The sequence below is a fragment of the Desulfocurvus sp. DL1XJH-121 genome, assembly GCF_054819825.1.
Window position 1 is genome coordinate 102,457 of record NZ_JBTVWW010000013.1, and the last position, 12,144, is coordinate 114,600.

General features: G+C 61.4%; 10 protein-coding genes. 6 read left to right on the forward strand and 4 right to left on the reverse strand.

What is annotated here, in order from left to right; genetic code table 11:
* The first annotated feature begins 91 nt into the window (after positions 1–91).
* From ACYYG1_RS10795 to ACYYG1_RS10810, 4 genes are all read left to right on the forward strand, one after another.
* Complete coding sequence (locus ACYYG1_RS10795; RefSeq protein WP_461210317.1) at positions 92–1,492, forward strand: sigma-70 family RNA polymerase sigma factor; 1,401 nt, start codon at positions 92–94, stop codon at positions 1,490–1,492.
* Between the two features lie 107 nt (positions 1,493–1,599).
* Positions 1,600–2,352, forward strand: a complete 753-nt coding sequence (locus ACYYG1_RS10800; RefSeq protein WP_461210318.1) for an HPP family protein — start codon at positions 1,600–1,602, stop codon at positions 2,350–2,352.
* Positions 2,353–2,383: 31 nt separating this feature from the next.
* Entirely contained in the window at positions 2,384–4,516 is a 2,133-nt protein-coding gene (locus ACYYG1_RS10805; protein ID WP_461210327.1) for a molybdopterin-containing oxidoreductase family protein, read from the forward strand.
* 12 nt (positions 4,517–4,528) lie between these two features.
* The gene (locus tag ACYYG1_RS10810; protein ID WP_461210319.1) at positions 4,529–5,086 is read left to right on the forward strand and encodes a 4Fe-4S dicluster domain-containing protein; all 558 of its coding nucleotides are present in this window, start codon (positions 4,529–4,531) and stop codon (positions 5,084–5,086) included.
* Between the two features lie 99 nt (positions 5,087–5,185).
* Here ACYYG1_RS10810 and ACYYG1_RS10815 read toward each other — a convergent pair whose 3' ends face one another.
* The 4 genes from ACYYG1_RS10815 to ACYYG1_RS10830 form a co-directional block, all read right to left on the reverse strand.
* Positions 5,186–5,578, reverse strand: coding sequence for a hypothetical protein (locus ACYYG1_RS10815; RefSeq protein ID WP_461210320.1), 393 nt, complete (start codon positions 5,576–5,578; stop codon positions 5,186–5,188).
* Complete coding sequence (locus tag ACYYG1_RS10820) at positions 5,571–6,167, reverse strand: epoxyqueuosine reductase QueH (RefSeq protein ID WP_461210321.1); 597 nt, start codon at positions 6,165–6,167, stop codon at positions 5,571–5,573. The genes ACYYG1_RS10815 and ACYYG1_RS10820 overlap by 8 nt, the downstream gene beginning before the upstream one ends.
* 27 nt (positions 6,168–6,194) lie before the next feature.
* Positions 6,195–7,652, reverse strand: a complete 1,458-nt coding sequence (locus tag ACYYG1_RS10825) for an Rne/Rng family ribonuclease (RefSeq protein ID WP_461210322.1) — start codon at positions 7,650–7,652, stop codon at positions 6,195–6,197.
* Positions 7,653–7,744: 92 nt separating this feature from the next.
* Positions 7,745–8,779 (reverse strand): radical SAM protein, encoded by a 1,035-nt coding sequence (locus tag ACYYG1_RS10830; protein ID WP_461210323.1) that lies wholly within the window; start codon positions 8,777–8,779, stop codon positions 7,745–7,747.
* Between the two features lie 67 nt (positions 8,780–8,846).
* Between ACYYG1_RS10830 and ACYYG1_RS10835 the strand changes: the two genes are divergently transcribed.
* Together ACYYG1_RS10835 and ACYYG1_RS10840 are read left to right on the forward strand one after the other, a co-directional pair.
* Positions 8,847–9,716 (forward strand): tRNA (adenine-N1)-methyltransferase, encoded by an 870-nt coding sequence (locus ACYYG1_RS10835; RefSeq protein WP_461210324.1) that lies wholly within the window; start codon positions 8,847–8,849, stop codon positions 9,714–9,716.
* Positions 9,717–9,853: 137 nt separating this feature from the next.
* Positions 9,854–11,962 (forward strand): hypothetical protein, encoded by a 2,109-nt coding sequence (locus ACYYG1_RS10840; RefSeq protein ID WP_461210325.1) that lies wholly within the window; start codon positions 9,854–9,856, stop codon positions 11,960–11,962.
* The last annotated feature ends 182 nt before the right edge of the window (positions 11,963–12,144 follow it).

Genomic DNA, 12,144 nt, shown 5'->3' on the forward strand with positions numbered 1-12,144 from the left:
CGGTTGAACATTTTTTATATTTGCTCTATGGTGGTGGAAATAATTAGGAAAAGGTCGAGGCGTCCAACGGAGGAATCCACCGGGGGCGGCAATGAAGACGTATCAGGAACTCCTGGGCGAGGCCCGTCGCGGCGGGCGTGTGGCCTTCGGCGAACTGGCCGCCCGGTTCCGTTCCATGGCCCTGTCCGTGGCCAGGCGCCACCTGAGTGACGAAAGCCTGGTGGAAGACGCCGTGCAGGAGGCCTTTCTCACGGCCTTTCTCAAGCTCGACCAGCTGCGGAATCCCACCGCTTTCCCTTCCTGGCTCAAGGCCATAGTCTATTCCGCCTGCCGGAAACTCCGCAAGGAGAATGTGCCCACCGTGCCCCTGGACGGCGGCGCGGAGCTGGACGCGGCTTCCTGGATCGAGGGGCCCGAGGAACTGTGCGTGCGCTGGCAGACCCGCGAGATGGTGGCCCGCACCCTGGAGTCCCTGCCCGGCGCGGCGCGCGAGGCCTGCTGGATGCGCTATGTGCAGGGTCTCAGCTACCGCGAGATCGCCGATTCCCTGGGCCTGCCCATGGGCACGGTCAAGCGGCGGCTGCACGAGGCGCGGCAGCGGATCATCCGGTCCTCGCTGTGCGGGGAGCGGGCGACCCTGCGCGTGGGGTTCATGCCCATCACGGACCACCTTCTGGCCATGGTTTCCCATCAGCGGCGCGACAGCGCGGCATGCGACATCCAGCTGCGCAAGTTCCTGTCCTGGGACAGCCTGGCCCGCGCCCTGGGAAACGGGCACCTGGACGCGGCCTTCGTGATGCTGCCCCTGGCCCTGCATCTCAGGGGCCGGGGCGTGCCCCTGCGGTACGTGCTCAACGCCCACCTGGGCGGCAGCTCCATGACCGTGCGCAAGACCATTCCGGGCGAGGCCTGCGCCGGGATCGCGCGCATGGGCCTCCCGCACAGCGTGTCCACGCACGAGATCCTGTTCCGCAACCTGCTGGCCGAGGGGCGGCTGGAGGACGGGGCCCGCTGGCAGGGGTTCCTGGCCAGCTACGCCAGCCCGCCCTACGCCGACCGGCTGCTGCGCGAGCGCGCCCTGGACGCCTTTTTCTGCTCCGAGCCCTGGGGCGCCAAGGCCGTGGCCGAGGGCTGGGGGCGGCAGCTCTTCAGGTCCAGCTCGTCCTGCCCCGACCACGTCTGCTGCGGCCTGGCCGTGCGCGAGGACCTGGCCTCGCGGCATCCGGGCCTCCTGGAGTGCTACACGGCCCTGCTGCGGGACGCCGGGCGCCACGTGGAGCGCGACCCCCGGGCCGGGGCGCGCATCCAGTCCCTGTACACGGGCGTGGACGCGTCCCTGGCCGAGCACGTGTTGCTGGAGGACGGCATCCGGTTCGGGGACCTCAAGCCCGACAGGGAGACGGTGGCTCGGGTCATGGACCAGGGCCTCCGCCTGTCGTGCCTGAGCGTGGCCTGCGATCTGGACGCCTTTCTCCATCCATCCTTCCACTAGTTTTTCGCGGCTCTTCGCCGTCGTCAGCGAACCTTTTTCCTGTTTCGGCCCTCTTTGATTGGAGAGCGTCGGGCCGGATTCCGCGCGCGCGGTTCCGGCGGGGAGGGATGATGGTCAAGATTCGCCTGGTGCCGCTGTGCTCCGAGGAATTCCGCAAGGAGTTCTACAGGCCCGGGGTTATTTCCCTGACCCGGCTGGTCTGGGGCTCCCTGGGCGGCGGATTGTCCCTGGCCGTTGTGGCCGTGCTTTCCGGGTGGAGCGGGGTGGGGGTCCTGTATCCGCCCCTGGCGGCCACGTGCTTCATCGGCGCGGCCTGCGTGCATCTGCGCGTGGCCAGGCCCAAGAGCGTCATCGTGGGGCATTTCGTCTCCACCGTGGGCGGGTTGCTGGGGGTCTGGCTGGGCGAGGCGGTTTTCGGGGGCACGGGCCTGGTCGTGGCGGCCAAGCTCGGCCTGGCCGTGCTCCTGGCCTCGGCCTTCATGCAGGTCCTGGACGCCGACCATCCCCCGGCCGCGGCCACGGCCGCCATTCCGGCCATTTTGCCCCTTCCCGCCGGGGCGTTGGTCCTGCCCCTGCACATGGCCTGGGGCGGCGTGGCCGCCGTGCTCGTCGGCATGGCCTGGAACGGGGTCTGGTTCCGGTCCCCGTCCCGCGACGAGGAGGACGGGACGTGCGGGGCGCTGAACATGGGGCGCTCCGAGTTCGCGGGGCTGGCCGTGTGCGTGGCGGGTTTCGCGCTGATGTGTCTGCGGCCCCTGTCCGGCGCGGCCTACGGCCTGGGATTGGCGGTCATGGGGGGGGGAGTGTTGCTTTTGTCCCTGTATCATTTTGCCGCGGCGCGCGTCGTCCGCAAGGGATGACCCGCCGGCGGGCAGCAGGAGGTGGACTATGATGAAAAACGGCTGGGTTCCTACGGTATGCTACCAATGCAAGGCTGAATGCGCCATTTTGGCGAAAATCGAGAACGGCAAGGTCACCGAGGTCCGGGGGAATCCGGACAAGTTCGGCAAGGCCTGCGTCAAGGGCATGGCCGGCGTCACGCTGCAGTACGCCGAGGACCGCCTGACCCATCCGCTGAAGCGCGTGGGCGAGCGCGGGGAGGGCAAGTTCGAGCGCATCTCCTGGGACGAGGCCCTGGACCTCATGGAGGAGAAGCTGCGCGGCCTCTACGACCGAGGCGAGGCCCACAAGCTGACCTACAGCTTCTTCCCCCATTCCCTCACGGACCCCAAGTGGCATTTCCTCAACGCCTTCGGCGGGTACATCAACACGGGCCTGCCGCACTGCGACTCGGCCAAGATCGTGTCCCAGATCAAGTGCTGGGGCGGCATCCCCAACCACCACATCCCCCCGGCGTGGCACACCATGCCCAGGGGCGGCATCATGCTCCTGGCCGGGCGGCACGCCTTCGGCTGCTTGGACGACGCCGTGGTGCCCAAGCACATCCTGGACGCCAAGGAGCGCGGGGCCAAGCTCATCGTGGTAGACCCCATCTTCAGCCCCGACGCGGCCAAGGCCGACTGGTGGATTCCCATCCGCCCGTCGGGCGACACGGCCCTGTTCATGGGCATGATCAACGTGATCATCGAGGAGGGGCTCTGGGACAAGAAGTTCGTGGACGAGTGGGTGCGCGAGGGCGATTTCGACAAGGTCCGCCAGTGGGCCAAGACCAAGACCCCCGAGGCCATGAGCCCCATCTGCGACATCCCGGCGGACGACATCCGCAAGCTGGCGCGCCTGTGCGCCGAGGCCCCGGCCGTGGGCGTGGACGGGTTCAAGTCCATCATGCTCGGCCAGGCCCTGGACTTCGGCCACGCCTGGGCCATCTTCCTGGCCATCACCGGCAACCTGGACAACCCCGGCGGCCAGCCCATCCCCGAACTGACGCCCCTGTCTCCGGTGCTGCCCGCGCCTCCCGGCCCCGCGCCGCTCGGCGAGAAGGGCTTCCACCGCACGGGCGCCAGCGCGGACGCCTTCAAGAACTACCAGTTCATCCTGGAGCCCACCTGGTTCGAGGCCCAGGCCATCAAGGAGGACTCCCTCAAGATCCTCATGGTCACCGAGGCCAACCCGGCCCTTACGGAGATGGGCAACAAGGTCTGGCAGGACGCCGTGTGCATGAAGGACGAGAACGGCGAGTACAAACTGGAGTTCCTGGTGAGCACGGACATCATGCTCTCGGACACCGGGCGCTTCGCGGACCTGGTGCTCCCGGACCAGACCCACTTCGAGCGCTGGGAAATCCTGTACATGCCCTGGTGGTACAACTTCGGCCACGGCGTGTGCCTGCGCCAGCCCGTGGTGGAGCCCGTGGGCGAGGCCCGGCATTCCAACCGCGTGTTCATCGAGCTGGGCAAACGCATGTTCCCGGAATACTTCCAGTTCAAGGACGACCTCGAATACTACGACATCCAGCTCAAGGGGCTCGGCCTGTCGGTGAAGAAGCTCCAGGACATGGGCTGCGTGTGGTCGCCCGGCGCCATGGGCTTTTACAAGTACCGCGACGGCGGCTTCGGCACGCCCACGGGCAAGGTGCACCTGTTCTGGGACGACCTGGAGGAGGCCGAGGGCCGGGGGCTGCCCAGGGACATCCTGGCCCCGGAATACGAGGCGGACGTCCAGGACTATCCCTTCATCATGATCAGCTACCGCCGCATCCACATCAACGGCACGGGGCCCTGGTCCGTGAACAACGCCCAGCTGCGAGACCCCATGTCCGGGCTGGGGGAGAATCCGGTGGTCATGAACACCGCGGCCGGGGAGAGGCTGGGCCTCAAGGACGGCGATATGGTCACGGTCGCCTCCCGCACGGGCACGCTGCGCATGCCCGTGAAGCTCTCGGAGCACATCCGGCCCGACTGCGTCGGCATCATGCACGGCTTCGGGGCCACGGTGGGCCGCGTGGGCGCGGGAGCGGGGTACTGCGACAACGAGCTGATCCCGGACGCGGGCTCGCACCTGGATTGGCAGGACCTGGTGGGCGGCGAGGCGCATGTCTCCACCCGCGTGCGCGTAACCAAGTAGGAGGGAGCGGCCATGAAACAGCTTGGATTGATGATCGACATGGACAGGTGCATCGGCTGCAAGACCTGCGTGGTCGCGTGCCGAAACGCCCACAAGATAGTGGACCACGAGAAGTGCCTCCCCGGGCAGATTCCCTATTACATCCGCGTGGAGACCGAGTGTACGGGCGTCTACCCCAACCCGAAGCAGGACTTCTGGGTGGTGCCCTGCCAGCATTGCAAGAACGCCGCGTGCGTCAAGGCCTGCGAGGCCGGGGCCATCACCAAGGACCCGTCCAACGGCATCGTGCTCATCGACGCGGAGAAGTGCGTGGGCAAGGGCAGTTGCGTCCCGGCCTGCCCCTACGGGGTCATCCAGTTCGACGCGGTGCTGGGCAAGGCCCACAAGTGCGACCTCTGCCATGACCGCGTGGTGGCGGGCAAGCAGCCCGTGTGCGTGGAGGTCTGCATGACCGACGCCCTGGTCTTCGGGGAGAAGGAGATGTTGCGCATGCTGGCCGAGTCCAAGGGCAAGATCGTGCAGAAGAAGCTCTCGGCCATGTCCATGACCTACGTGTACACTCCGGCCTAGACGGGACGCCAGACGGGCCGGACGCCGCGCGGGGGGTGCGGCGCGTCGGCCGACGCAGGGCCGGGGGCGCGAGCCTCCGGCCTTTTGCGCGTCCGGGCCTTAGCGCCCCCTGCGCGCCGAGCGCGCCACGGCCAGGGCCGCCGCGCCGACGAGGGGCGCGCCCAGGCCGTGGATCAGGCCCGGGATCAGGTAGAGCATGACGCTGTCGAAGAACGTGGGGGAGGCCATGGCCGTGAGTCCGGCGTCGTGGAGCGGGCGGCACAGGGAGTAGAGCCAGTAGTTGTAGCCCCCGTCCGTGAACCAGCCCGCGCCGCAAAAGACCATGGCGTTGAGGCTTACGAAGCCGACGGTGGCCAGGAACTTGTTGTTGCCCTTGATGGCGGCCCAGCCGATGAACACCGCCGGGACCAGGGCGGCCACGAGGTGCATGACCAGGGGCGTGTTGTCCGCGCCCAGGGCCAGCCCGGCCAGGTACATGGTCTGGTCAAGCATCCGGTTCCCCGGCGGGGTGGTCCGCGTCCTGCCCGGCCAGGGGCGGCTTCCTGAGATCCCCGGCGTAGCGCTCGTTCTCGCTGTACAGGCAGCCGCAGTATTGCTGGCGATAGATGCCCCAGCCCTTGGAGGTCTCGATGCCCTCCTTCCAGCCCTCGCGGAAGTCCTGGTAGTGGAAGGCGCATTTGCCGCCCCCGGCCAGGTCGCGGCCCAGGCCCGCGATCATCTCGTGCTTCTGGAACTTGGAGTAGAGCAGGGTGGTGGAAAAGCAGTCGAACCCGCCGCGCTTGGCGATGGAGGCCGTGCGCTCCAGGCGCATGGCGTAGCAGTGGAAGCAGCGGTTGTCCTCGCGATGGGCCACGGCCCGGAACCAGTCGCGCGGGTGGTAGTCCTCGTCCTTGTAGAGCACGTTGAAGCCTAGGCGCGCGGCCACCTGCGCCAGCCCGTCGCGGCGGCGCAGATATTCTTGCAGCGGGTGGATGTTGGGGTTCAGGTACAGGCCCGTGATCTCGAACCCCTGGTCCATGAGGCTGCGGACCGGCGTGATGGCGCACGGTCCGCAGCAGATATGCAGAAGGATTCTGGGCATGGCGTCGGCCCCCGGCCCCCCGGTTCCCTACTCGGGGGCCAGGACGATCTTGGCGTTGAAGTCTTCCTCCATGAGGGAGAGTTGCTCACGCTTGTGATTGGCCATGTAGGCCAGAAGCTCCGGGCCGCAGGCGTAGCGCACGGGGTCGCCGTTCTGCCTGCGCCTGAGCAGACGATCGATGGATTTCAGCGCCTGCAGGGCCTGCCACTCCATGTTGCGGCGCATGCCCGTGCCCCCGCAGCAGGGACAGGGCTCCGTGGACACGGCCAGGGCCGAGGAGCCCAGGCGCTGGCGCACCATCTCCAACAGGCCGAAGCGCGACATGCGCCCCACGTCCGTGCGTGCGCGGTCGTTCTTCACGGCGGTGCGCAGGGTCTTTTCCACATCGCGCACGTGGTTCTTGTCCTTCATCTCGATGAAGTCGATGACCACCTGCCCGCCGATGTCGCGCAGGATGAGCTGGCGCGCGATCTCCTCGGCGGCCTCCATGTTGGTCTTCAGCGCCATGTCGCGGAAGTTCTTCTTGCCCGCGATGCGGCCGGAGTTGATGTCCACGGCGGTGAGCGCCTCGGTGGCGTCGAACACCAGCCGCCCGCCGCTGGGCAGCTCCACCTCGCGGCCGTAGATGGACTCGATCTGCTTGTCCAGGCCGAAGCGCTCCCAGAGGTTCTTGTCCGGGTCGGCGTGCAGCTTCACCAAGCTGGGCCGCCTCGGGAAGACCAGGGAGACCATTTCCTTGAGGATTTCCGAGGTGTCCTTGTGGTCCACCCAGATCTCGGCGGTGTCGCTGTTCATGTAGTCGCGGATGGCGCGCGAGGCCAGGTCCATCTCCTGGTAGGCCATCATGGGCGCCTTCTTGGACACGGCCTTCTTGCGCACGTCCGCCCAGAGGCGCTTCAAAAATTTCAGGTCCTTGGAGAGCATGGTCTTGGATACGCCCAAGGCCGCCGTGCGCACGATGACGCCGATGCCCTGGCCCAGGTTCGGGTCCTCGACAACGCTTTTGAGCTTCTCGCGCTCCTTGTCGTCCTCGATCTTGCGCGAGATGCCCACCTGCTCGCGGCCGATGGTGAGCACGAAATAGCGCCCCGGCAGGGACAGGAAGGTGGTCACGAAGGCGCCCTTCTTGCCCGTGGGCTCCTTGACCACCTGCACCAGCACCTCCTGGCCGGTCTTCAAGACCTTCTGGATTGGCGGGTACTTGAAGCCCTTCTTGGGGGCGTTGGAGTCGAGATAGTATTCCGGGTGCACCTCGTCGATCTGCAGGAACCCGTTGCGCTCGGCCCCGTAGTTCACGAAGGCGGCCTGCAGGTTGGGATCGATGTTGTTGATGGTGCCCTTGTAGATGTTGCCTTTGGTCTTCGCCTGGTGGAGCATCTCCACGTAGTATTCCTGGATCTTGCCATCCATGGTGATGGCCGTCTCCACCTGTTCGCCGGGCAGGATGCTGATAAACATCTTCTGCCGGTTCTTCTTGCTCGGCATGCATGTACCTCTGTTGTCAAAAAGTTAGGAACCGGCCGCAAGGCGGGCCGGGGGCCGGGGCTGCCTTCCCGGGGATGTGGTCCCCTGGGGCGTCAGCTCCTGTCCTCGCGCAGCGCGAAGAAGGTCTCTCCGTCGCTGGTGAACGAGGTCAGGCCTCCCTGCGCGTCCAGCCCGTCCAGGGTCCGGCGCACGGTCTCCTCGCGGAGGCCCAGGGCGTCGGCCAGCTGGGATACGGTCTGGGGCCTGCGCGTGATGGAGGCGGCCACCTGTTGTCTTGCGGCGTCCACCGCTTCCCGCCCGGCGGCGGCCTTGTCGGCCCCGGGGTCGGAAGCGGCGTCCCTTGGAATATGCCTTGTCCCGCCCGTGCGGGACACGCTCTTGTCTTTCTGCGGCTTCTCGGCCGCGCCCAGGGCCTCGCGCCAGCGGGCCAGGGTCTCTGGGGGCACCGGGGCCGCCGTGGCCAGGGTGCCCGGGCGGGTCATGGTCACGACGTCCACGCGCGCGGGCCCGATTTCGCGGACGAAGTCCGTGATCTGGGCCAGGTTTTCGGCGCTGTCGTTGATGCCCGCCACCAGCAGCACTTCCAGGAAGATGCTGCCGTTAAATTCTTTCGCGAACGCCAGGAGCCCCCGGCGCACGCCGCCCACGTCCACCCCCCGGCAGGGCCGGTTCAGGCGGCGCATTTCGTCCTCGACCAGCGTGTCCACCGAGGGCAGGACCGCGTCGGCCAGGGCCAGTTCGCGCCGCACCTCGGGGTCCGTGAGCAGGGTGGAGTTGGTCAGGACCGCCACGGGCGTGCCCGGCAGGATGCGCCGGGCCCCGGCGATGACCTCGCCCATTTCGCTGTTCAGGCAGGGCTCGCCCAGCCCGCCCAGGGTCACGTAGTCCGGCAGGCGCGCGGCCTGCCTCTTCCAGTGTTCCAGCTCTTCGAGGATCGCCCGCGCGGGCACGTATGCGGCGCGCTCGGCGGTCAGGCGGGTGGTGCGCCCCACCTCGCAGTACACGCAGTCCAGGGAGCACACCGCGTCGCCCAGAAGGTCCAGCCCCAGGGACAGGCCGAGCCTGCCCGAGCGTACGGGGCCGAAGACGTATTTGTACTCCACTGTTGCCTGTTCCTTGTAAACCATTTACCTCCCCGGGGACAGGGGCTTGACGCCGCGTGCGCAAAGACCTACCCACGCCCCCGGAGGACGTATGCCGAAACAAGGACAATTGGTAATGCTCATCAGCCCGAAGGGCAAGCGCTACGTTCGGGTTTTCGATCCCGAGGACGAGTTGCACTGCAACGAGGGCGTGCTCAAGATGACCGATGTGGCCGAGGCGGGCTACGGGGGACTGGCCGTTACGCACCTGGGCCAAAGCTTCCGCGTGGTGCGGCCCACCACCTGCGATCTCATCAAATACGGCATCAAGCGCCAGACGCAGATCCTGTATCCCAAGGAGATCGGCTACATCCTGGTCAAGCTGGGCATCGGCTCGGGCTCGCGCATCATCGAGGCGGGCGGCGGCTCGGGCGGGCTCACCGTGGCCCTGTCCCACGCCGTGGGCGAGACCGGGCGGGTCTACACCTACGAGCGCAGGCCCGAGTTCATGAAGCTGGCGCGCCAGAATTTGAACCGCTGCGGCCTGGGGGCCAACGTGGAGCAGTTCGAGGGCGACGTGGCCGACGGCTTCAAGCAGGACGACGTGGACGCGCTGTTCCTGGACGTGCGCGACCCTTGGAACCACGTGCACACCGTGGCCAAGGCCGTGCGCCCGGGCGCGCCGGTCTGCTTCCTGGCACCGGTGGTCAACCAGGTCAGCCAGCTCCTGGAGGCCCTGGAGACCGCTCCGTTCGACGACATCGAGGTCTTGGAAATCCTCATCCGCCGCTGGAAGCCCGTACCCGACCGCCTGCGCCCGGCCGACCGCATGGTGGCCCACACGGGTTTTCTGATCTTCGCCCGCCAGCAGGAACCGCTTGATCCGGCGAGCAAGAACCTCGGCACCCGCGAACGCAAACAGGAAGCCGCCCGCCAGGAACGCGAAGCCGCGCGCAGGGCCGAGGAAATGTGGGAAGAGTAATGTTTTGATCTGTCCTCGTTTGGGAAAACTAAGGCTGGTTGTCGAGTTTGACGGCCAGCTTTTTTGTTTCGTGGAGTAATCTGGACAAGTTGTGGATGATTGGGTAAGATTTTATTAATGAATATATTGGAGGAGATATGAAAAATAAATTCCTTAGGCTGACAGAGTCCCTGCGGCAATATCGACGGGCAGAGCTAAAAGATTTTGATCAAGAGATTGGGAGCAGATCCATTGACGCATTATATGTGGATCCTTTGCCAGACAATGCTATTTTAAATACAGTTTTATCTTCCAATACGACTATTTTGATGGGCAGGAAAGGTACAGGTAAAAGCACAATATTTGCAAAAGCTCAGTCCGCGATAAGAAAAAATAATGATATTATATCTATATATATAGATGTAAAAGCGTTACATGGTCTTGTTTCTGCTGAAGATGTCCCGGCGAAAAGCATAGAGGGTGTCGAAATTGATGGCGCTATACTGCAATCTCATTTACTTAAAAAATCATTTCTAAATGCTATATTGGCTGAGATAATTAAGGAGTTGGGTGGCATTGTCGGAAAGCCAAGATTTTATGAAAGGTGGATGGGGAAAAATAAACAAATTGACGAAGCTAAAGATTCACTTTTGAAGATTGTTGCCAAAGTGAATGATGGATATTTAACAAAGACAATAATACCAATATTACAATCAATAGATGAAAAGTCGTTGTCAAGAAGATCAGAAAAAGATTCAGGAGGTGGAGCTATTGGCTGCGGGACTACTTTATCACCTGTAAGTCCATCTGTTAGTTTGAGTGTGAGTGTTGAGCATTTTGAGGAAATGATCAATGATGATGCTTTTTATGAAAAATATTCAAGTGCAATAATACAGTCTTTTCCGTATTCAGAGCTGATTGACCAGGTGAAACAAATTCTTGGTGAGCTTAGTATGAGCAGGGTCGTTATATTCTTTGATGATTTCTCTGAGATTCCATGGGCGAGTCAGAAGCTTTTTGTTGATACTATATTGTCTCCATTGAATAATTCAAGTGATGAAACAATCAAGTTAAAAATAGCAGCATATCCCGGGATGGTGTATTATGGGTCGATAGATCCTGGAAAAATTGAAACAGTTAAATTGGATTTTTATGATTTGTATAAAGCTCACACTGTTCAAGAAATGGAGAAGCGGTCAGTTGATTATACGAACAGGCTTATCTTGCACCGATTTAAGTCTTTTGGTATAGAATTTAATGACGTGTTTGACGAAAAAACATCAATCGACGAATATATGAGGTCGATTTTTGAGGCGTCGTTTAATGTTCCTAGGATAATTGGTTATATATTGAGCTATTGTTATAAGGATAAGGTCTCTTATGGTGAGAAAATAACTGTTGCATCGATTCGACTTGCTGCTCAAAAATATTATGAAGACGTGTTGAGGCCTTATTTTGACATTAAAAATAGATTTGTTCTTGAACCGTTTGCGGCAAAGATCGATAGACATAATCAGCTGGTGCTGTTTAGTCAGCTCGTAAATGAGGCAAAAAATGTGAGGAGAAAAATTTCAATAGGTGAAATTGGAGGATCATATTTTGAGGGAATATCGAATGCTCCTGCAAGCCATTTTTCAGTATATAAAAGTTTGGAATATATGCTGGCCCCCCTTGAGCTGAACTTCCTGTTAACAAAATATCACGAAATGCGAGATAAGTCTGGTAACGATGTATCTGTGTTTGCTTTATATTATGGATTGACGGAATCTGAACGTATTCCTTGGGGATACCCAAAGGGGCGTCGTGACGATAGGAGTTATTTTGTTCAAAGGTGTTTTGCTTATAACAGTGTGATTCATCAGTTTTTAGCGTCAACGCAGACAATTAGGTGCTCCGCATGCCATCAATCGTTTTCCATGGACAAAAAAGATGCTTTTGATATGTTTGGGTGGATTTGTCCGGAATGTAAGTCTGGCCATTGCAATATTGTCAACTTGGCAGACGAGTACATTGAAGATCTTATGGCTGTAGATAATGCATCGATGCTTGAAGCTGTTGAACTGGATATATTGGATGTCCTTAATTCTGAGAATAAAAGCATGAAAGCCAGTGAAATATCACAGTTAATTGATACAACATATCAAATGGTCGGAAAGCGAACTGCAAAATTGCAGGAAAATGACTTGGTTGAGAAGGGGCAAGCGGATGGTGTCATGAAAAGTAAGATAACGAAACGAGCAAAAAGTATTTATTTTGGTTCAAATTAATATTTTTTGAACAGATATGATTAATTGATGTTGTGCGCTTTAACTGGTTGTGTAACAAGCTATTAGAATGAAGCCACATCTTGTACAGAGATAGTATGTACAGAGTGTACAGAGATAGTATTCACCTGACACTGCCGCCCCTGGCGGGGTGATTTCTAGGCGGCCGCCTCGGCCGCCTTTTC

Coding starts and splice junctions, on each gene's coding strand:
- ACYYG1_RS10840 (WP_461210325.1), top strand. CDS start 9,854: ATGAAAAATAAATTCCTTAGGCTGACAGAGTCCCTGCGGCAATATCGA.
- ACYYG1_RS10815 (WP_461210320.1), bottom strand. CDS start 5,578: ATGCTTGACCAGACCATGTACCTGGCCGGGCTGGCCCTGGGCGCGGAC.
- ACYYG1_RS10835 (WP_461210324.1), top strand. CDS start 8,847: ATGCCGAAACAAGGACAATTGGTAATGCTCATCAGCCCGAAGGGCAAG.
- ACYYG1_RS10810 (WP_461210319.1), top strand. CDS start 4,529: ATGAAACAGCTTGGATTGATGATCGACATGGACAGGTGCATCGGCTGC.
- ACYYG1_RS10825 (WP_461210322.1), bottom strand. CDS start 7,652: ATGCCGAGCAAGAAGAACCGGCAGAAGATGTTTATCAGCATCCTGCCC.
- ACYYG1_RS10805 (WP_461210327.1), top strand. CDS start 2,384: ATGAAAAACGGCTGGGTTCCTACGGTATGCTACCAATGCAAGGCTGAA.
- ACYYG1_RS10795 (WP_461210317.1), top strand. CDS start 92: ATGAAGACGTATCAGGAACTCCTGGGCGAGGCCCGTCGCGGCGGGCGT.
- ACYYG1_RS10820 (WP_461210321.1), bottom strand. CDS start 6,167: ATGCCCAGAATCCTTCTGCATATCTGCTGCGGACCGTGCGCCATCACG.
- ACYYG1_RS10830 (WP_461210323.1), bottom strand. CDS start 8,779: ATGGTTTACAAGGAACAGGCAACAGTGGAGTACAAATACGTCTTCGGC.
- ACYYG1_RS10800 (WP_461210318.1), top strand. CDS start 1,600: ATGATGGTCAAGATTCGCCTGGTGCCGCTGTGCTCCGAGGAATTCCGC.